Source organism: Neogemmobacter tilapiae, from assembly GCF_014652215.1.
GTDB lineage: Bacteria > Pseudomonadota > Alphaproteobacteria > Rhodobacterales > Rhodobacteraceae > Neogemmobacter > Neogemmobacter tilapiae.
The window spans coordinates 384647-403157 of sequence record NZ_BMYJ01000001.1 but is presented as its reverse complement, the minus strand read 5'-3'; the positions used below and the strand labels follow the sequence as shown (position 1 = coordinate 403157).

At 61.3% G+C, this 18511-nt stretch carries 20 protein-coding genes; 12 read left to right on the top strand and 8 right to left on the bottom strand.

What is annotated here, in order from left to right:
- Positions 1 to 40: 40 nt before the first annotated feature.
- Genes pdxA through lptF form a run of 5 tightly spaced genes read right to left on the bottom strand, consistent with a single transcriptional unit; the run spans position 41 to position 6625 of the window.
- Complete coding sequence (gene pdxA / locus IE095_RS02015) at positions 41 to 1018, bottom strand: 4-hydroxythreonine-4-phosphate dehydrogenase PdxA (RefSeq protein WP_229804406.1); 978 nt, start codon at positions 1016 to 1018, stop codon at positions 41 to 43.
- A complete protein-coding gene (locus IE095_RS02010; protein WP_229804404.1) occupies positions 1008 to 2282 on the bottom strand; it encodes a peptidylprolyl isomerase in 1275 nt (424 codons plus the stop codon). Before IE095_RS02010 ends, pdxA begins: the two co-directional genes overlap by 11 nt.
- Positions 2283 to 2298: 16 nt before the next feature.
- Complete coding sequence (locus IE095_RS02005) at positions 2299 to 4422, bottom strand: LPS-assembly protein LptD (RefSeq protein WP_189409853.1); 2124 nt, start codon at positions 4420 to 4422, stop codon at positions 2299 to 2301.
- Entirely contained in the window at positions 4422 to 5516 is a 1095-nt protein-coding gene (lptG, locus tag IE095_RS02000) for an LPS export ABC transporter permease LptG (protein ID WP_189409850.1), read from the bottom strand. Before lptG ends, IE095_RS02005 begins: the two co-directional genes overlap by 1 nt.
- Positions 5513 to 6625: an LPS export ABC transporter permease LptF gene (gene lptF / locus IE095_RS01995; protein WP_189409848.1), complete on the bottom strand. Its 1113-nt coding sequence runs from the start codon at positions 6623 to 6625 to the stop codon at positions 5513 to 5515. The genes lptG and lptF overlap by 4 nt, the downstream gene beginning before the upstream one ends.
- A 134-nt stretch (positions 6626 to 6759) precedes the next feature.
- On the opposite strand from lptF, the gene IE095_RS01990 reads away from it, so the two are divergent.
- Together IE095_RS01990 and IE095_RS01985 are read left to right on the top strand one after the other, a co-directional pair.
- Positions 6760 to 8226, top strand: a complete 1467-nt coding sequence (locus tag IE095_RS01990; protein WP_189410132.1) for a leucyl aminopeptidase — start codon at positions 6760 to 6762, stop codon at positions 8224 to 8226.
- Between the two features lie 3 nt (positions 8227 to 8229).
- Positions 8230 to 8685 carry a DNA polymerase III subunit chi gene (locus tag IE095_RS01985; RefSeq protein WP_189409847.1) on the top strand — a complete coding sequence of 152 codons (456 nt, stop codon included), beginning with the start codon at positions 8230 to 8232 and terminating at the stop codon, positions 8683 to 8685.
- Between the two features lie 7 nt (positions 8686 to 8692).
- Here IE095_RS01985 and IE095_RS01980 read toward each other — a convergent pair whose 3' ends face one another.
- The 3 genes from IE095_RS01980 to IE095_RS01970 form a co-directional block, all read right to left on the bottom strand.
- Positions 8693 to 9577, bottom strand: coding sequence for a hypothetical protein (locus tag IE095_RS01980; protein ID WP_189409845.1), 885 nt, complete (start codon positions 9575 to 9577; stop codon positions 8693 to 8695).
- Between the two features lie 140 nt (positions 9578 to 9717).
- Positions 9718 to 10068, bottom strand: coding sequence for a RidA family protein (locus tag IE095_RS01975; RefSeq protein WP_189409843.1), 351 nt, complete (start codon positions 10066 to 10068; stop codon positions 9718 to 9720).
- 1 nt (position 10069) lies between these two features.
- Complete coding sequence (locus IE095_RS01970; RefSeq protein WP_189409841.1) at positions 10070 to 11152, bottom strand: hypothetical protein; 1083 nt, start codon at positions 11150 to 11152, stop codon at positions 10070 to 10072.
- A gap of 291 nt (positions 11153 to 11443) precedes the next feature.
- Between IE095_RS01970 and IE095_RS01965 the strand changes: the two genes are divergently transcribed.
- The 10 genes from IE095_RS01965 to IE095_RS01920 all read left to right on the top strand — a co-directional run bounded on the left by IE095_RS01965 (position 11444) and on the right by IE095_RS01920 (position 18436).
- Complete coding sequence (locus IE095_RS01965; protein ID WP_189409838.1) at positions 11444 to 12754, top strand: tyrosine-type recombinase/integrase; 1311 nt, start codon at positions 11444 to 11446, stop codon at positions 12752 to 12754.
- A 157-nt stretch (positions 12755 to 12911) separates the two neighbouring features.
- Positions 12912 to 13094, top strand: coding sequence for a helix-turn-helix transcriptional regulator (locus IE095_RS01960; RefSeq protein WP_189409836.1), 183 nt, complete (start codon positions 12912 to 12914; stop codon positions 13092 to 13094).
- Entirely contained in the window at positions 13095 to 14258 is a 1164-nt protein-coding gene (locus IE095_RS01955) for a DeoR family transcriptional regulator (RefSeq protein ID WP_189409834.1), read from the top strand.
- Positions 14259 to 14289: 31 nt separating this feature from the next.
- Complete coding sequence (locus IE095_RS01950; RefSeq protein ID WP_189409832.1) at positions 14290 to 14598, top strand: hypothetical protein; 309 nt, start codon at positions 14290 to 14292, stop codon at positions 14596 to 14598.
- A 56-nt stretch (positions 14599 to 14654) separates the two neighbouring features.
- Positions 14655 to 15260 carry a hypothetical protein gene (locus IE095_RS01945; RefSeq protein ID WP_189409831.1) on the top strand — a complete coding sequence of 202 codons (606 nt, stop codon included), beginning with the start codon at positions 14655 to 14657 and terminating at the stop codon, positions 15258 to 15260.
- Positions 15261 to 15358: 98 nt separating this feature from the next.
- Entirely contained in the window at positions 15359 to 15814 is a 456-nt protein-coding gene (locus IE095_RS01940; protein WP_189409829.1) for a hypothetical protein, read from the top strand.
- Complete coding sequence (locus IE095_RS01935; protein ID WP_189409827.1) at positions 15811 to 16410, top strand: hypothetical protein; 600 nt, start codon at positions 15811 to 15813, stop codon at positions 16408 to 16410. Before IE095_RS01940 ends, IE095_RS01935 begins: the two co-directional genes overlap by 4 nt.
- A 481-nt stretch (positions 16411 to 16891) precedes the next feature.
- Entirely contained in the window at positions 16892 to 17560 is a 669-nt protein-coding gene (locus IE095_RS01930) for a hypothetical protein (protein WP_189409825.1), read from the top strand.
- Positions 17553 to 17987 carry a hypothetical protein gene (locus IE095_RS01925; protein ID WP_189409823.1) on the top strand — a complete coding sequence of 145 codons (435 nt, stop codon included), beginning with the start codon at positions 17553 to 17555 and terminating at the stop codon, positions 17985 to 17987. The genes IE095_RS01930 and IE095_RS01925 overlap by 8 nt, the downstream gene beginning before the upstream one ends.
- Entirely contained in the window at positions 17984 to 18436 is a 453-nt protein-coding gene (locus IE095_RS01920; RefSeq protein WP_189409821.1) for a hypothetical protein, read from the top strand. Before IE095_RS01925 ends, IE095_RS01920 begins: the two co-directional genes overlap by 4 nt.
- Positions 18437 to 18511 lie beyond the last annotated feature (75 nt).

Below are 18511 nucleotides of genomic sequence, written 5' to 3'. Positions count from 1 at the left end.
CCGCTTAGCTGCCTTTTTTATGGGCAGCAAGGGAAACGGCCTATGCCCCCGCGCGCCGACGGGTCGCCAGTTGTGCAGCCATGCGCAGGGCGGCGATGGTGCTGGTGGCCTCGGCCCGCCCCTTGCCCGCGATATCAAACGCCGTGCCGTGGTCGGGCGAGGTGCGCACGAAAGGCAGGCCGAGGGTGACATTCACGCCGCCCGCAAAGTCGATGGTCTTGATCGGGATCAGCGCTTGATCGTGATACATGCAGATCGCGGCGTCATAGCGGGCGCGGGCGGCGGCGTGGAACATCGTGTCGGCGGGATGGGGGCCGGTTAGCCGCAGGCCTTCGGCCCGCAGGCGTTCCATCACGGGCAGGATCACGCGAGGCTCGTCCGTGCCCATCGCCCCGCCTTCGCCTGCGTGGGGATTTAGGCCTGCGATGGCTAGCCTTGGGTTTTCAAGGCCGAAATCCTGCTGCAAGGCGCGGTGGGTGATGCGGATCGTGTCTTCCAGCAATTCGGGGGTCAGTTGCGTGGCGACCTGATCCAGCGCGATATGGATGGTGACGGGCACCACACGCAATTCATCGCAGGCCAGCATCATCACCACACGGGGCACGCCTGCAAGAGCCGCCAAATATTCAGTATGGCCTGGAAAGGCGAAGCCAGCACCCGTTTGCAGGGCCTTTTTGTGGATCGGCAGGGTGCAAACGGCGCTGGCCTGACCGGCCTGCACCAGCGACACGGCCTTAGCGATGACAGCCACCACTTCGGCGGCATCGGCGGGGTCGGGTTGGCCGGGACGAGTTTCGCCGGGGAAGGTGTGGATCAGCACGGGCAGGCTGCCCTTGCGGACACGGGCCACCTGATCGGGGGCGGAAATGGCGGTCCAGTCCGTGCCGTCGGGCAGATGCCGCGGGTCGCCCAGCAAGAAGAAGGGCACACCCGAGGCCAAGGCTTTGGGGGCGAGTTCCGGGCCGATGCCCGCAGGTTCGCCGCAGGTCAGCGCGATAGGGGGCAGATCAGGGTTCACGGATGATCGCATTGGCGCGCAGATCGGCCAGCCAGTTGTCGGACAAAAGGCCCAGTTTGCGGTTGATCAGCTGTTCGCGGATCGCCTCGCGCTTGGGATCCTTGCCATCCGCGCGGGATTTTGGCGGTTCAGTGCCCATGCCCATTTCCGGTTCTTGCGGCACGGGTTGACGCAGGCACATCATAAGCAGCAGGCGCGAACTGCCCTGAACCACGGTCGTCGAATATTCACCCTGATCAAGCCCCGCCAAGGCCATGGCGACATCGCCCGGAAGTGCGGCCATCGTCGCCGTCTGGCGGCTGACCCCGCCGCCGGGCAGGGCGGTGTAAAGCTGATCGCAGGTTTCGGCCTGCCCCATGATGGCACCTACCGCGCTGTCAAAGGCCCCGTCATTCGGCAGGGCGATCTGGGCATATTCCACTTGCGTCGATTCGGCGGTCTCGGTGCTTTCTTCCAGAATACCGCGCAGTTGGAACAGCGCCACGGCCCCGGGAATGGCCACCGGATCGGACGTTTCGCCGGGGGCCAAGCCCAGAACCACAGGCGCAATGGCGCCCGGCAGATTGGCCAAGGGCAGCCAGTCCAACCGCCCGCCTCGGCCTTTGGAACCCGAGGCCGAATATTCACGCGCGGCAGAAGCAAAGGCCCCTTCGCCGACCACGCTGTCGGACAATTGCAGGGCCAAAGCCATCACCTCATCCTCGCGGCCCGGCGGGGCGGGGATCACCAGTTCCGACATCAGCACCTGAACGCCCGCGACCTTGCCCTGATTGGTGAGGAATCGGTCGATGTCGGTGTCGGTCGCGCTGGCTTGCGAGCCGAATTTCGCGCGCACCACATCGCGCCAAGCCAAGCCAGCCATCACAAAATCGCGGAAGGTTTCGGCGGCGACGCCTTCTTGGGCCAGTGCGGTGATGAATTGATCGGCCGTCAGATTGGCGCGCGAGGCGAATTCCTCCATCCCGCGCTTGATCTGCTCTTCGGTCAGTTCCACACCCAGCTTTTTGGCCTCTTGCATACGAAGCCGGTCTTCCATCAGCGCCTTCAGCGCCTCTTTCTCGAGATCGCCGGGCGCGCGCAGCAGGCGCATGAACTGCATTCGCTGTTCCAGTTCATACCAGGAAATCACCTGATCGTTGATGATCATGCGGGGGGCAAAGGGGCTTTCCTGCGCCGGGGCGGGCAGGGTTGCGGCAAGGGAAAGGCCAAGGGCCGTGGTGAAAGCAAGGGTCCAGCGCGTCATGGTCTTTCCGGTCAATGTCATCACGTCTTGCCTATGTTCAGCGTCGGCAGGTGCGGGCCGGACCTGCGGCCTGCCCCCCGCCAAATCCCAGAAGATCGACCTGAAGGCCGAAATCGGTGGTCGGCTGCACACTAGTCGAGGATGTGAAGCGACGCGAGAGAGAAAGATCGACCGACAGGCATTCGTTGCGGAATTCCAGACCGACCCCAGCCGTAGTGGCCCGGTCGGCGATGAAATCGTGCCTTGCGCTGGCCTTGGCCGTCCAGTTTCCGGCAAAGGTATAGCTACCGTCGAGATAAAGCTCGGAGGTGTCGATGAGGCGACCTTCCAAAGGATCGGCCTTGACCAGAACATAGGAACCCGAAAGCCCATAGCGATCACGCGACAGATCAAGCCGGGCTTCGGCCTTGGTGGGTTCGAAATCATCGGACAGGATGTAGCGGTTGGTGAAGGTCAGACCTTCGGGCGTGGCAATCTGCCAAGCCATCAGCCAATCAGAGGCGCGGCCGTCAAGGCCGGAGGAGGCCCCGAATTGTCCCAGATCATCGGCGCGGAAGACACGGCCCACGGTGCCGCCCAAAGACCAGCCGGTGGCGTCATAGCGGGTCCAGCTTAGGCCAAGGTTCGCCCGAATGCCCCTTTCGCGGGCATCAGAACCGGCAAAGCGATGCATCGAAAACAGGTTGCCCTCGTCCCATTCGACCAGCGCCGAATCTTCATTCGGCAGGTCGGGCTGGGTGCGGCTGTTCACCACAAGTTGCAGGATGGGTTCGACGACATAGCTGGCTTTTTCCCCCGCCGCGACCCAGGGCCAGCGGAGTTCGACGGCACCTGCGGCGTCGAAGCGGGTGGTGCGGCCGGCATAAACGGCATCCTGCTGGATGTCATAAACATCGGCGGACAGCTCGCCCATCGTGGTGCCCAGAATGCCGGCGGGCAGAACCCAGTTGCGTTGCCAGTCCAGCCGCGTCGAAACGCGGCTCAGATCGCGGCCATCTGCATGGCCGTCGCCGTCGAGATCGAAGATTTCAGTGGAGCGGCGGGCATGGCTGTGGGTCTGAAAGCGCAGGCCAGCCTCGCCGCCCAGAAAGCCGCCACTGAAACGGCGGTGAAAGGTCACGTCCCCCAGAAGATAGGGGATGGTTTCGTTGCTTTCGCCTTCGCGGATCGACTGGAACGACACGAGCCGCGCCTGAATGTATTCGTTGCGGCGGGTGCGGGTGACTTCGATGCGGCTGTCCAGGCGGTCTTTTTCGGAAATGCCATAGTCAAGGAAATAGGCCGGGTCCGAGACCTGTTCCAGCCGGAAGGTCAGCTTGAAAGCGGCGGGCAGGTCAAAAGCGCCGGTGCCGAGGAAGTAACCGCGCCGCTCGCCGGGCAGAAGGTCGTCATAGGACAGCGCGCCGTTTGCCTCGATGCTGCCGGTGGCAAAGGCCTGCCGATAGCGCAGGTCGATGGAGCGTGTGCCCTTGGTGGTGACATAGGGGGTAAAGGTCAGGTCACGGCTGGGGCCGAGGGTCAGGAAATAGGGGATCTTGATCCCCGTGCCTTGGGCGGAAGTGGAGCGGAGACGGGGCACCAGAAAGCCCGAGGAACGGTCAAGCGTCGGGTCGGGCACGCGCATACGGGGCAGATAAAAGATGGGAACCCCGGCCATCCGCAGCGTGGCATCATCAAAATAAAGCTGCTGGGCTTGCTGGTCATGAGTGATCTTACTGGCGCGGATTTCCCAAAGCGGCGCCCGACCGCCGCAGACCTTGCAGCTGGAGGCGACGGTGTTCGTCAGTTCGGTATAGCGCCCCTCGCGCCGGGCAATCTGATCGGCGGCGATTTGCAGTTTTTGGTCCATGACCATGCGGGCCGAGGTCAAGACCCCTTCGGTCAGATCGGCGGCCAGATCGGCTTGCTGGGCCTGAATGACATTGCCTTTTTCGTCGGTTAGCCAGATCGGCCCGGCAATCGCCAGTCGGTCGGCGCTGCGGTCATAGATGATCTTAGCGGCCCGCAGGCGCTGGCCGCGATACAAAACCTCGACATTGCCTTCGGCGATCAGGATCGACTGGCCGCTAACAGCAACTCGGTCGGCAACCAAAGTGGCCAGATCCTGCGCGGCAAGGGGCAGGGGCAGAAGCAAAAGGATCAGAAGAAGACAGCGGAACATCAGCCATCCTCGAGATGCAAAAGCAGGCCCATAGCGGCCAAAACGGCCGCGGCAGGCGGGGCCCATGCGGCCATCAGAATCGGGATTTGGCCATTGTCGCCCAACACTTGCGCGAAATTCCTTATGAAGAACGTGCCGAAACCGGCCAGCAGGGCCACCAGAACCCGCATCCCCGTGCCGCCGAAACGGGCATGGCGCATGGTAAAGCCCGCTGCAAGCAGAACCATCGCCGCCAGCAGAAGGGGTTGGGCCAGTTCCATTTGGAACCAGACCCGATAGGCCCGTGCCGAAAAGCCTGCCTTTTCCAGCCCTGCGATGAAATCAGGCAATTGCCAGAAGGGCACCGCCTCGGGCGTGCCGAAACTGTCGCGGATGGCGTCCCCTGTCAGGTCCGAGGGCAGGTTCGCTGTGGTTTCCACAACCGACACCGCCTCGGGGTTTTGGGCGTCCAGCGTCCATGCCTTGGCTCCGGTCAGCCGCCATTCGCCGGGGACAAGTTGCGCGCTGTCGGCCAGAATGCGGCGCAGAGGCAGGCCGTCGGGATCAAAGGTCAGGAAGGTGACATCGTAAAGCTCGGTCCCTTCACCATTGGCGCGTCCCGCATGAATGACGGTCTGTCCGTCATCGCCGCCCTGTCGCAGCCAAAGCCCGCCTTCGCTGACCGAAAAGGCCTGGGCATCGCCATGCGCCAGTTCCGCCCAACGCTGATCATACAGCCGCGAGGTACCGGCAACGATGGGATTGAGCACTGCCACGACCAAGGCCCCGAACAGCAGAGCGACGATGACTGGCGTCATAAGAAACCGCAGGCCCGACCGACCAGCGGCGCGGACGACCACCAGTTCGGACGACCGCGCCAGACCAAGGAACAGCGCGATCGCCGATAGGATCAGGATCAGCGGCAGGATGCGGTAAAGGCTGGAGGGGACGTTCAACAGGCCCAGTTCCAACGCCTGCGTCAGGCCGATGCCGGCATCGGAAAAGCGGCGAAGCTGTTCCAGCGTGTCGATCAGCAAGAGGATGCCGAAGAACACAAGGAAGACTCGCCCCAGCATCCCAGCAAAGCGCCGGGCAATATAAAGCGAAAGCGTCATGCGGCCACCGCCTTGGGCCGGCGCCGGGACCATTGCGATTGCCAAAGTATGAAGGTGGCGATACCGACGCCGATGATGGGGGCGAGGTAGGCCAGCAAAACGGCGCTTTCACGCTTCAATCCGGCGCTGGTGGCCCCGGTGTTGATCATCTGCACAAAGATCAGCAACAAGACTGCCAGCCCCACCTGTGGCCACAGGCCAAAGCGACTGAACCCGCCTGACACAAGCGCCGCAAAGCCGATTAGGGCAGCGGCTAGGGCCAGGAAGGGCTGGGCGAAACGACTGTGCGCCTCGAACAGAAACGCCGCCCGCGTTTCGCCGGTTTCTTCCACAACTGCTGGATCGGCCCGGAAGAGTTCGGCGGTGGAAAGTTCATCAATCGTGCGGCCTGCGGTCTCGCTGCCACCAATCACGTCACCCAGATCATAGGTGAAATCGGCAAAACGTGTCACCGCCAGACGACTGTCGCGCAGGGCCTGAATCATGCCGTCGACCATGACCAGCTTGGCCCCTGTTTCACCGCGTACGAGCAAGGCACGTGTGGCGGTATAGGTCACTTGTTGGCCGCTGGAACGGTTGTCGTTCAGGTAAAGGTCCAGCAATTCGCCGGTCGGGGTGATTTCGCGGATGTAAAGCGTGACACCATCGGACGGATGCATGAACTGCCCATCGTTCAGGAACCGGGCGGTGACGTTTTGCGAAATTTCCGCCGTCCGCAGGGCCAGCATGGTGCGGCTGGCGGGCACCAGAACATGCATCAGGATCAGCATCATCAGCGCCACGATCAGCCCGAAATAAACGACAGGCCGCGCCAGACGGAATGCCGAAAACCCGGTGGCCTGCATCACCACCAGTTCCGATTCCGAAGCCAGACGGTTGGTCGCATAGACCGTGGCGATAAAGGCGGAAATGGGCAGGACAAGGCGAATGACATTGGGCAGGGTCAGGGCAGAAAATTCTAGAAAAACAAGGGCAGACTGACCATCACCAATCAGCTTGTCAAACAGGCCGACGGCCCGGTTGACCCAATAGATCGCCACAAGCACCAACGAGAAGAACCCGAACAGTGCCAGCAATTGCGACAAAAGATACCTGTCGAATCTCGACACGCGCAGACCACCTTCCCCCGAAAGTTAGGGCGACGCTAAACGATTTGGGGGGCGGGGGAAACTGGCATCTGGCCTTTGGGCGGGGGCAAGGCTAGGGTTCCGGCGAAACCATGCCACTTGCCCCCGAGGTTCCCATGCCGCTGCCCGTCATTCCCACCTTTGCCGCCCCTGATCTAGACAATCTGGCCCAAGTTGCGGGCAAGATCGTCGTGTTTCTGCCGGAAGGTGGACGTTTGGGCGTGGCGGCGCGGCGGTTGGACAAGCTGACCAAGGGCGCTGTGGCGCGGGTTGGGGCGTCGGAGGCTTTCGGCAAGCTGAAAGCGGGAGAATCGCTGGAAATCCAATGGCCTGCAGGGTTGGCGTCGGAAGTGGTGCAGGTTGTGCGGCTGGAGCGCAAAGCGACGGTGGAACAAGCGCGCAAGGCCGGGGCCACGATTGGCAAGGGCTTGCACAAGGCGGGCACGCTGGTTCTGGGCGAGGCGCAGGAGCAGATGGCGCAGGTGGCCTTTGGTTCGGTGCTGAAGGCCTATACCTTTACCACGCACAAGACGGGCGAACAAAAGACACCCGGGGCGCTGACCTTTGCCGTGGCAGATGTCGATGCGGTGACTGCTTTGGCAGCCCCCTTGCTCGCTTTGGCCGAGGGCGTGGCCTTTACCCGCGATCTGGTGAATGAACCGGCGAATGTGCTGACGACCGAGGATTTCGCGGCGCGACTGCTGGACTTGAAAAAGCTGGGGATCGAGGTCGAGGTTCTGGAAGAATCTCAAATGGCCGACCTTGGCATGGGTTCGCTGTTGGGTGTGGGGCAGGGGTCGGAAAGCCCGTCGAAGATCGTTGTGATGCAGTGGAAAGGGGCGGAAGGCGCGCCTTTGGCTTTGATCGGCAAGGGCGTGGTGTTCGACACGGGCGGCATTTCCATCAAGCCCGCGGGCGGGATGGAAGAGATGACGATGGACATGGGCGGCGCGGGCGTTGTGGCGGGGGTGATGAAGACCTTGGCCCTGCGCGGGGCGAAAGCGCATGTCGTGGGGCTGGTTGGGCTGGTCGAAAACATGCCCGACGGCAAGGCGCAGCGTCCGGGCGATGTGGTGCGTTCGATGAAGGGCGACACGATCGAGGTGATCAACACGGATGCCGAAGGGCGTTTGGTGCTGGCCGATGTGATGTGGTATGCACAGGAACGGTTCAATCCGGTGGGGATGATTGATCTGGCGACGCTGACGGGGGCGATCATCATCGCCTTGGGGCATGAGAATACGGGCGTTTTCTCGAATGATGATGCCTTCTGCGGGGCTTTCCTGAAAGCGGCCGTGGCCGAAGGTGAAGGCGCTTGGCGGATGCCGATGGGGGCGGCTTATGACAAAAAGCTCGACAGTCGGATTGCCGATATGATGAACGTCGGCGGCCGGGACGGCGGGGCGATCACGGCGGCGCAGTTCTTGCAACGCTTTGTCAAAGAGGGAACCCCTTGGATTCACTTGGATATTGCGGGTACAGCCCTGACCAAGGGTGAAACAGCTCTGGCCCCCAAAGGGGCGACCGGCTGGGGCGTGATGGCGCTGAACCGGATGATCCGCGATGGTTATGAAAAGGGCTGATCCTTGGGCCTTGTGCTGTTCTATCAACTGACCGCATCGACGCCCGATGCCCTGGCGCGCACGCTTTTGCCGCGCGCTCTGGCGCAGGGCTGGCGGGTGATGCTGCGCGGCACAGACAAGGCGGCTTTGGATCGACTGGACGGACGGCTATGGATCGAACCCGAGGAAAGCTTTTTGCCGCATGGGATGGAGGGCGGTCTGCATGACGCTGACCAGCCGGTCTTGCTTGGGCTTGGCCCGGCCCTGAACGCGGCAAAAGCCGTGTTGTTGCTGGACGGGGCTGAACCCTTGGAGGGCGAGGTTGAAAACATGGAGCGGGTTTGGGTGGCCTTTGACGGGGCCAATCCAGACCGCCTGCAAGCCGCACGCGAACAATGGAAGAGGATCGTGGCGCAAGGCCACAAGGCGCAATATTGGTCCGAAGAAAGCGGTCGATGGGCGATGAAGGCCGAACGGTGAACCGCAGTTAAAGCCAGCGCCGCATCAACGCCCGGCGGATAGGTCCGGCGGGTGGTTTGGCGCGCGACAGCATTTCCTCGACCTCGGGGCGGTGTTTTTCTGCCAAACGGAGCAAATCACCGGCACTGTCAATCGGTTGTGCAACGCTTTGCGCCTTGCCGCGCACGTCAAATCCCGCGACCCCTTCCAGCCAGTCCAGCCCTTCGGCGCGCCGCTGAAGAGCTTGTTGCAGCAATTTTTCCGAGAAGCCAATTTTTTCATGGCCGAAGCGTTCAAGAACCGCGGTTAGCCTTGCGCGTTCCTCGACCGCGCGGGCTTCGGCATGTCCCATCTTGGCCTTGCGTTCCAGATTATGGGCGAACAAGACCGAAGCTGCCTCGAGCGAGAGCGATTCAAATTTTGTACCGGTGTCCCTTAGCGCCCCGTCGGGCAGGCCCGTCTGGGCGCAGAAGTCGGCGAAAAGATCGCCTTGAAGCAAATCTTTCCGGGAAAAGCGGCGGAAAATGATGTTCTCGCGCCCGAATACCTGCAAACCCGGCTCTAGGATTTTCCGATAGGGCTGCGAGGTGATCTTTAGATCAGCCACGCCGCGACGCAGCCGCTGCTGCCATAGACTGGATACGAGGTCGTGGTAGGGGCGGATGTAGACAAGCAGGCGCACTTCGTCAAAGGACTGACGTAGGTCATGCAATAGCGTCGCCAGTTCCGGCCCACGCAGATTGGTCAGCAATGACTCTGCTGAAAGGATCAGTGTCTGCGCAGGCGTTTTCAGCGCCTTTTGCCAGCGGCGTCCAATTTGCCAACGCAACACCCGCCCAGCCAAGGCATTCATTCCCTCCACCCGTGGATAACCGACGCAGCGGCGCGGATCACCCGTGTAGGTCAGGATCAACGGGATCGAATGGTTGGGGTGGCCAAGGTTGGCATAGCTAAAACCCGGTTGATCCATGACCGAAAGGGCCGCCTGAAGGGCGGTTGTGCCGGTCTTGGGCAAACCCGCATGCACGATACAGCGACGGACCATCGGTCAGTTCAGGCCAGAGCGGCGGTGACGATGACCTCAACCCGATAGGCCGGAGCGGCCAGTTTCGCTTCGCCCGTTGCCCGCGCGGGCGTATGACCTTGGGGCACCCATTGATCCCAGACGCTGTTCATTTCGGCAAAGTCCGCCATATCGGCAAGCCAGATCTGCGCGGAAAGAATTTTGGTCTTGTCCGTGCCGGCGGCTGCAAGAATGCGGTCAACTTCGGCCAGACAGGTGCGGGTTTGCTCGGCCACGCTCTCGTCAGGCTTTCCGACCTGACCCGCAACCCAAAGAATGCCATTGTACGCGACACCCTCGCTCATGCGGGGGCCGGTGCCGTAGCGGGTGATCTTTGACATTTTACTTCTCCGAACTGTCGTTTCTGTTGGGCCTTGGCCCCGGTGCCAGGCGCCAAAGCGCCGCTTGTTGTTGTCGCCAACCGAGTTTTTTGCTCAAAAGCAATTTCAAACCGCCGAATTTTGCCACGGGGCCGGCGCTGGATCCTTCGCTGGGCAGCAGGGAGCGGGCTTCTTCCATATGCCGTCGGGCGAGGGCCAGTACATCCTCGGCAGAGCCGAAGACTACCTTGGCCTCCGGCAGCCTGCCAGTCATGTCGATGCCGACCCTCGAGGCAATCCAGTCGATTTCGGCGCGCTGTCGGTCAACCGCCGCCTTGGCCAACTCTGGAGAAAAGGTGAAACGTTCCGTCCCGAACTGACGCAGCGCTTTGGCCAGCGCCACCCTATGGTCACGTCGGTTGCCGGGTGCCGAGGCCAGATCGCCAAAAAGGTTGAACGCGAAGAGGAGCGCCGTCGCCTCGGCCGACAGGGTCGGATTTCGTGCTTGGCTAGAAAGCGTTGCTTCGGGCAGGCCTATCAGTTTCGCAAAATCCGCGACAGCATCGCCGTCTTTCAGAAGATCACGCTGATAGGGACGGATGACGACGTTTTCCTGACCAAAAACCTGCATGAAGGGTTCGATCATCGTCCTATAGCGCGTCTCGGGCAATTGGAACTTGTCAAAGCCGTTTTTCACGCGCTGTTGCCAGTGACTGACCGCCACATCAAGGAAAGGGCGCACATAGACAATGATCTGAATTCGGTCAAAACGCGGCGAAAAATATTCGCGAATGCCTTCCAGCTCGGCCTGATCGAAACGTGTCGAGATCGACTCACCAGAAATCACAAGGTTTTTTGTTTCTTTCAGATGCCGATCAAAGCGCGCCTGAATTTTCGAACGTTCCTTGGCATAGTTGGCGGCGGCCGCCGCGTCAGCAGCATCAATCGGTCGCTTTGCAAACATCATGACCATCGGTAGGCCATGATTGGGATGATCAAAATCGGCGTAAATCAGGTTTTCGTTATTGAAACGATGCAGGGCCGACTGGATGGCCGTCGTGCCCGTCTTGTGTAGGCCAATATGTATGAAACAGGTCCGCGCCATCTGCCCTTGCCTTGGAAAGTGCCGCTTTATGCGGGAAAGATAAAGGGCAGGTCAAGGGAACATGACCCGTTTCGACGAAGAAGGGGATGGAGCGGGTGAAGGGGGCCAAAAGGCTGTTTTGACGTTTTTCATCCTGTTTCATCCTCCCAAAATCCCCAAGTTTTGCTGAACTTTTCCACTTTGACTCGTTGCACTTCGTAACAATCTGTAGAATAGTTTTTGGCTAGCGGGATGGCGTGCGGGAAAGTTCGATTCCGGGCGCGTTTGCAGATTGTTAGGGAGAATTGACACATGCCGAAGCGAGCGCGCGAATGGGGACCGCTGGATGTCAAACGTTCGTCCCATCCCGGATCGCCAGATCGGAACATCTGGTTTGCAGTCGGCGGGTTATCGGGGCTGCTTCTTCAGATAACACCCGGCCAGGCAAAAAGCTGGTTGCTCCGCACGATGATTGGCGGCAACCGACGCGCGATTGGTCTTGGACCTTATCCCGAGATTTCACTTGCAACGGCACGGGACAAGGCCCGTGATGCCAAGGCAAAAGTAGAGCAAGGCGTTGACCCGATTGAGGATCGCAAGGCCGCCCGTGCCGCACTGGCGGCAGCGAATGCCCGGACGCTGCTGTTCTCTGATGCAGTCGACAAGTGGATTATCGCCAAGATGACCGACAGACCGGAAAAGTCACAGAGGGCAATCCGGTCTACAATTTCGAGATACGCGTTGCCAGAAATCGGCGCGTTGTCTGTCCAAGACATCACAGTTCAGGATGTGACGCGTGCAATTCAAGGCGTCTGGTCTGACAAGCCTGACACCGGTCAGAAGTTGCGATCATATCTGGAGGGTATCTTGTCATGGGCTACGGTCGCCGGGCATAGGTCAGGGGACAATCCGGCGCGCTGGAATGGCAACCTCAAAGAACTGCTGCCCGCGCCTTCACAAGTAGAGAAGGGAAAGGTCGGCAACTTCCCGGCGCTGGCGCTGGCGGATGTGCCCGCGTGGTGGGCTGAACTGTCCAAGCGCGACAGTATGGGCGCGATGGCCTTGCGCTTCGCCGCGTTATGCGCCAGCCGATCTGGCGAGGTCCGGGGCGCGACATGGGACGAAATCGACATGAAGGCTGGTGTCTGGACCATACCAAGCAGCCGGATGAAGATGGATAAGGAACATCGTGTCCCCCTGTCCCCAGCCGCGGTGGCGCTGCTTAAGATGGTTCCGAAAATGAAGGATCAGCCCCTTGTGTTCCCCAGCATCACAGGTCGGACGATGTCGGACATGACCCTAAGCAAGGTGATGCGCGACATGCAGGAACGCGAGGAAAAGGCGGGACGGCCCGGCTGGATCGACCCACGCACCGGACGGCCAGCGGTTCCCCACGGCCTGCGGTCCTCGTTCCGGGATTGGGCCGCAGAAACCGGCTATGACCGGGACATGGCAGAAATCGCGCTGGCGCACAAAGTCGGATCAGATGTCGAAAGGGCCTATCGCAGGACAGACCTGCTGGAACGCCGCAGGGCGATGATGGGCGCGTGGGCCGACTTCCTGACGGGTAAAGATAGTGGCGTCGTTGTGAAATTTCCGACCTACATCAGCGCAAGCGATTGAGAAGAAAGAATACTGTAATTAATCCAACTGATTTTAACGAATGGGGAATAAATCCAACTAATTGGCTAAAGAAAGTTGGATATTTTCTTGCTATTTTCCTTTTGCTTTTTGCAAAAGTATGTATAATTTGACTTGAACCTAATCAAAGAGGTTCGCGATGTTTCTCACCGACATGCAAATCGCCGAACGCTATAGCGTGACCCGCGTCACGATCTGGCGTTGGCGGAAAGTTGACCCGACCTTCCCCCAGCCGTTTAACCTCTCGCCGGGATGTGTTCGCTGGCGGCTCACTGACATCGAAAAATGGGAGGCCGCAAAGGCTGGCGGCGAGGTGGCCTAAATGTCCAAAAAGAAGAGTGTGTTAGAAAGGAAAAGTGCGTTCTGGGCCGATGTTCCGACCTTCCTTAGGGAACGCGAAGCGGTGATGCTGCGCCAAATTAATTGGGACGCAAGCATTCGCCCGTCCGCCCTTAGGACGGCGAACGCCTTTGTGCATTCTGTGAACTTTGAGAAAGGTTTCGCGGAAGTCGCAGTTCAGAAAGTGGCGGCAGCGTTTGACGTCTCGTCTGACACCATTGGCCGCGACCTTAAGGACCTGGAGCGGGCTGGTCATTTCCAAATCAATTGGGGTGAAGGTCCGAGCGGTGTTCATGTGGTGCGCTGGATTCTTAAGCCACAAACCCAGTTGGGCGGTTTTCGTGGTTTCTCCTATGAGAACATTGTGCAATCCAAGACGAAGGCAGGAGGCCGCAGGCAGGTAGCCGCAAACTTGCGGAACGCTGCCGATGATGAACCCTCCGCAGATTTGCGGCAAAACCATCCGCAAAACTGCGGTGGGACCCCTCCGCAAATTTGCGGAACAAACACTAAGTATAACACACAGAACACTCAGGAAGGCGGGCGCGCCTTCGGGCGCGCGCCCGCCGGTTCCCAGAATGATGTGGTTCTGGTTGAAGAAGTTGCAGAGGTTTTTCAGAACAACACAGTTGTTCAGAAAGGTGCCCCTGAGGCCCTTGAGGGGCCTCAGGGCACTTCCGTGTCTGTTCTTTTTCTTACTGAAGTCGCGTCTGAAAACGAACGGGGCCTTGTGGCCGATGGCGACGACGAAGACCTAGATTGGATGACACCGGGTTTCGTTGATCTGGCCGATCTGGCCGCCGAAGACGCCGCAGCCGCGAGGGATTGGGATGCCGCCGTTCAAGCCGTTGGCGAAATGCTGGCGGACCTCCATGGCGAAATGGACATCGACCTGCATAGCCATATTTCCATTGGCGTCGCTGCATTGACGGAAGGCGATGAACGGGCGGCGGTGAGGTTCAGGCAGGAAATCAAAAGCCTTGCCGTTGATGTCCTCCCGGGTCGCCTTGGCATCGTCGCCGGGCACCATGTGCGTTCCTTTTTGCCTTTGATCGAGGCGTCATGTGGCGGACCAAAGGCTGCGGCACGCGTGATCGACCAGTTTCTGAACGATGAAATTCAAGAAGGGGACACGCGCCATGGCTAAAATCGTCGCTGCACCCGGCCTTCGGCGCAGAATGTCGAACGCTGATCCCAAAAACATCGCATATCGGCTGGCCCCTGTGCTTGACAGGGGCGACCGTGACGCCGCGACGGCGATGTGGACGCTGTGGCGGGCTGCTGCTGCCAGGGTTCTCGACCGGAAGGGGCTTTCGACCGCCGCACGAGATGCTGTTCTGAAGGAACTTTCGGACGCCGTGCGCGCCGAACTGATCGCCATTCGCGGCACCGCTTCCCTCGGCCCGGTGCCCGTGGCCGAACGCCCAGGCCATGCGCGACCGCCTGCCGCTGTCGTGCCGTTCCGTCGGGCGGGGGGTGGCCAATGACATGGAACGACGACGATGGCCCTGCGCGGGGCGCGGCCCCTGATCCGATGGTCGCAATGCAGGCCAAGGTGCGCGACCTAGCTGATGGACGCAATCTGACGCTGGACCCTGAAAATCTATGGCGCAACAACCTGCTGTTTGCCGGTCGCGTCGCTGACGGCTTGGCGGCCCAGGACGATCCGCGTGTCGTTTTGCGCGGTCTCGGGGCGGCTGATCGGGCATCCTACCTGGCGGCAATTGCGGATTGGGCATCGCTCTGTCCGGTGCCAGAGGTCCGGGCGGCTGGTCGCCTGTATGCACGGGCGTTGGAAGAATTCGTGCAACATGCGGTGCCTTTGGAAAAGACGCTTGGCCTGTCGCCGGACCAAGGCCAGACGGCAGGCATCGGCGTGAAGCTGCGTGAACGTGACGGCCTGCTGCGCCGGATTGGCGCGCTACAGCACTTCTCCGGCCTGCCAGACCGACAAGCTGCGCGAGAAATCAGTTCTGCCTTTCAGAGATATCTCGGCGTGCACGTCCGTGAAACCCGACCACAGGGCGAACCTGCAGCGTCGTTTTGGCTGCTGGCCCAGATGCGCAAAACCCCTGATCGGCCCAACGGTCTGGCAACCGTAGTGCCGCAGACGGATCGTCTCGCACAAATACTTTCTGGCAAAGGTTGATCGCGGCGTGGGCGTCTCCCAGCCAACGTAGAATTTGACACCCCCGCCTTTTTCGACGCGCGCCATGCCATGTTCCTCGAAAGCGACACGAGGCCCACATGACCGAGATTGCCAAAACCGACCTTGACCCCGCCCGCCTGCTTCTGCTGGCCCGCCGGGCACGCGATACCAAAGCCCTGACCAGATCGGCAAACGACCGTCTTGCCGATCTGCGCGAACGCCAGCAGGAAATCCGGCGTGCCGCCAACTTAGCACGGTCGAACGCAGATTTGTCTGATCCGCGCGGGCGCGCCGGTCACCTCGAACGCGGCCAAAAGCTGGAAGAAGAGGCCGACGATCTCAAGCGCCAAATCTCCGCCCTGGGTGAGGAGATCGACGATTTGAGCGGAGTGTCTGGCGCGGCGGCCATGACGTTCCAGCGCGCGATGCAACACGCAGTCGAAATCGGTCTGACCGTACCGACTGAATTGCAAGATCACGTCAATGCCATCACCCGCCACCCCGGTTTTCCCCTTGGAATGGCGACAACGGCCAGCGCAGGAGGTCAGCAATGAGAAATCCGCTGTCGATTTTTGCGAAACAGAAAAGCGCGATGGTTGCAGGTCTCAGCTTTCTTGACGGGCTCCGCGAAGAAATTGCATCGCGGATCGCCGAAATTGCCCGGATCGAGGCCAGCCCGCTTTCGGAAGCCGAAGCACTTGCCATGCTGGATGGCTGGCTGGACAAAATCAGCACGGAAAGTGTCGACTCGTTGCACCCAGGCTCGCGCTTCACCTCGCGGGCAAACGCGGTCCATGGCGTTGAGCTGCCGTTCCACCACCGCCAGGTCGAGGGCGGCGTCGTGGTCGACACGACTCGCGCCTGCATTGTCCTGCTTGGCGCGCTGGTCGCAGCGAACCGTGACGGCATGCGTCGCGTCTTCGCCGAGCAAATTGCCGACACTCTTTCGGCACGCCCCGGCCTGTCGACTGCGGATCGGCAGGCGGCATTGGATGCGGCGCGCGCCGATTTGCTCCGGCTGGGCGCCGAGGAGGAAGTGGCCGTGCGTGGCCTTGAAAGCGCAGGCATTCCTGTCGAACGTCGTGTCGACGGCAACCCTGGCCTCTGGCTGGCGACGGACGCCGCCCTTGCCCGTCTGGCCGGGGGATAGTGGAATGGGGGCAAGGCCGTCTTCGGACCTCCCTGTGGCCTGCAATCCATCGCGTTCGGTGCGATGCCCCCTTGGCTCCCAACTGCCCCTGCGGCTGGTCGAGCCAGTGCCCCCGCCGCGCGGTCAGCGGCGGGGGCAACAGACACCCCTCCCCCCTTAGGTACCTTTCTGGCCGCAGCTTTGGGCGGCAACAGGTTGGCCCGCCTTTTGAACGTTTTTCAGAATTCTAAAACTCCGGTTTGATTTACTAAGTTTCGCCTGCCAGATCGCAGAAAACTTGAACAAATCGGCAAATCGCCAGTCAAACCGACCCCAGAAAAAGGACACCCCGATGACCGCCAAAATCGCCCTTGACCAAACCCCCGCCGCCATCGCCCGGCGGGCCGCCCATGTGGATCGGGTTATGGCCGCTTCAAGCGCGATCGGCGAAGATCGCGCGGTGGCCCGGCGGGCAGCCGTTGCCCAAGTTGAGGCCGCAGAATTGGCCGATGCAGAAGCCGCGTTTCAGAAAGCCGAAGCCGATAAGGAACGGGCCAGGATTTCAGCAGTCGTTCGGGCTGGCCAAAATCTTGGCCGTGGCCGTCAAGCTCTTCGCGCGGCGCTGCTTGCGCCCGTCGGCGTGACGATGCTGGCAGGCATTCTGTCTTCCACCGTGCCCGATGGCGAAGCAGAGCCTGAGGCGGTCGCGGTGCCGGATCACGCAGGGTTCGGTTCCATCGCTGCCCAGGCCGAGCGCCGCCGGATCGCGGGGGCGTTCAGCCGCCCGGAAGCCACCAGTCGGTTTGACGCGGTCGCGGCGCTGGTCCTTGAGGGTGATTCTGGCTTGACGGGCGAACAAATCGCGCCCTTGCTTGCGACCCTCCCCGTCACAACCTCCCAGCCCCGCCGCATGACCATCGAAGAACGCGCCAAGGGCGAAGCGGAATTTGGCAGTGACTACACGCCTCGGATGAGCGCGTCTGAACGAATTGATGCAGGCTGGAGAAAGGCAGTTGCTGCCGCGAACGCGCAGATCGGTGCTGCGGCGACCATTTTTCAACAAGCTGATCACGGCCCTTTCGCCCTTCCCGATCAGCTTGTCGGCCAGCCCTTTTCCGCCGACCATTTGATGTACGTGAATGGCCAGCCCGTGAACCGTTCCAATGGATGATCCCGTCATTCACACAGGGACACTTGCCGCCGCCCTTGGCCTCGACCGGCAGACCTTTCAGGTCGCGCAGCGGGCGGGCGTCGTGCCCCGCCCTGCGCGGGGCCGGACGATGCTTTTGGCTGCCCTGCGCGGCCTCTTGGACGCCCAGCGGGCCAAGGCCCTAAACGACGCTCCTTACCAGGTTCCGCCGGTCCGGGAACAGCCGCCTGGAACCGTCCGGCAGATGCAGATCGACGCGGCCCTGGATAACCTGATGCGCCTTTTCCAAGCCGGTCTCGAACCGCGTCCTAAACCACGCGGCAAGCCCGTCGCACGGGATTTGCGGGTTCATCAGCAATCGCTTGCCCAAGAACGTTGGGCGCTGCGGCTGGCGCGGGGTTTCCGTCGGAACGCGTTGTCCAATGCCGTCCTGGATGCCAAAACGTGACCGACGAAATCGCCCTTCGCCTTCTCGCGGCCCCGATCCCTGCAAAGTTGGCGGGCCAACTGCTGTCGGTGCCCCCGCGCACGTTCTCCGGTCTGTCCGTCCTGACCTTGGCGGCGGCCTTCCGGGCCGCCCGCCTCGCAGCACAGGCCGAACTGAAAGCCGCGCGCGCCCCGAAGTGGCGGGTATTGCGTCAGGCCCAGACCGCCGCCCGGCGTCAAGCTGCTATGTATATCCCGGCCTTGGTCGGCGAGGTCGCCGTTGAAACGCTGGCCGGGCACATGGTCACCGTCTTGAAGGAACTGGCCGAAACCCTGGCAGCACATGATCCGGCTGGCGCTGATCGCGCCGCCGTCCTTGCGCGCCGGATCGAGGCAGAGGGCGCGACGCTGGCCGCCGGATTGGCCGAAACCGCCGCAGCTACTCAGGAACGCCCCTCACAGCGCTTCTAGGCGTTTTCCGCCCCTTCAAGGCGGCGGCGGTGAAGGGGTGCCTGGTGGCCCGGCCACGCAGCGTGCGGTCAATGT

Bases quoted from the DNA above. Each gene is read 5' to 3' on its own strand.
- IE095_RS01950 (WP_189409832.1), top strand. From the start codon at position 14,290: ATGTCGAACGCTGATCCCAAAAACATCGCATATCGGCTGGCCCCTGTG.
- IE095_RS01965 (WP_189409838.1), top strand. From the start codon at position 11,444: ATGCCGAAGCGAGCGCGCGAATGGGGACCGCTGGATGTCAAACGTTCG.
- IE095_RS01975 (WP_189409843.1), bottom strand. From the start codon at position 10,068: ATGTCAAAGATCACCCGCTACGGCACCGGCCCCCGCATGAGCGAGGGT.
- IE095_RS01990 (WP_189410132.1), top strand. From the start codon at position 6,760: ATGCCGCTGCCCGTCATTCCCACCTTTGCCGCCCCTGATCTAGACAAT.
- lptG (WP_189409850.1), bottom strand. From the start codon at position 5,516: ATGACGCTTTCGCTTTATATTGCCCGGCGCTTTGCTGGGATGCTGGGG.
- IE095_RS02005 (WP_189409853.1), bottom strand. From the start codon at position 4,422: ATGTTCCGCTGTCTTCTTCTGATCCTTTTGCTTCTGCCCCTGCCCCTT.
- IE095_RS01935 (WP_189409827.1), top strand. From the start codon at position 15,811: ATGAGAAATCCGCTGTCGATTTTTGCGAAACAGAAAAGCGCGATGGTT.
- IE095_RS01970 (WP_189409841.1), bottom strand. From the start codon at position 11,152: ATGGCGCGGACCTGTTTCATACATATTGGCCTACACAAGACGGGCACG.
- IE095_RS01940 (WP_189409829.1), top strand. From the start codon at position 15,359: ATGACCGAGATTGCCAAAACCGACCTTGACCCCGCCCGCCTGCTTCTG.
- IE095_RS01960 (WP_189409836.1), top strand. From the start codon at position 12,912: ATGTTTCTCACCGACATGCAAATCGCCGAACGCTATAGCGTGACCCGC.
- IE095_RS01955 (WP_189409834.1), top strand. From the start codon at position 13,095: ATGTCCAAAAAGAAGAGTGTGTTAGAAAGGAAAAGTGCGTTCTGGGCC.
- IE095_RS02010 (WP_229804404.1), bottom strand. From the start codon at position 2,282: ATGACATTGACCGGAAAGACCATGACGCGCTGGACCCTTGCTTTCACC.
- IE095_RS01945 (WP_189409831.1), top strand. From the start codon at position 14,655: ATGCAGGCCAAGGTGCGCGACCTAGCTGATGGACGCAATCTGACGCTG.
- IE095_RS01925 (WP_189409823.1), top strand. From the start codon at position 17,553: ATGGATGATCCCGTCATTCACACAGGGACACTTGCCGCCGCCCTTGGC.